The organism is Halomonas sp. SIMBA_159, from assembly GCF_046536035.1.
Taxonomy (GTDB): Bacteria; Pseudomonadota; Gammaproteobacteria; order Pseudomonadales; family Halomonadaceae; genus Vreelandella; species Vreelandella venusta_A.
This window is the reverse complement of record NZ_JAWJBT010001854.1, coordinates 1-228: the sequence shown is the minus strand read 5'-3', so window position 1 is coordinate 228 and position 228 is coordinate 1. Positions and strand designations below refer to the sequence as shown.

At 66.7% G+C, this 228-nt stretch carries 1 protein-coding gene; it reads left to right on the top strand.

All coding sequences use genetic code 11. The features are described 5' to 3' along the window. A partial coding sequence (locus R0J87_RS25600) for a metallopeptidase TldD-related protein (RefSeq protein ID WP_498889822.1) occupies positions 1 to 228 on the top strand: 228 nt, incomplete at both ends.

Sequence of the window (228 nt, the reverse complement as noted above, 5' to 3'; positions counted from 1 at the left end):
CTGATCGAGGACGGCCGCCTGGTCGGCTACATGCAGGACCGGCAGAACGCCCGGCTGATGGGGCATCAGCCGACCGGCAACGGGCGGCGCGAATCCTACGCGCACATCCCGATGCCGCGCATGACCAACACCGTTATGCTGAACGGCGACAAGGACCCGCAGGAGATCCTAGGCTCGGTGAAGCGCGGCCTCTACGCCGTCAACTTCGGTGGCGGCCAGGTCGACATC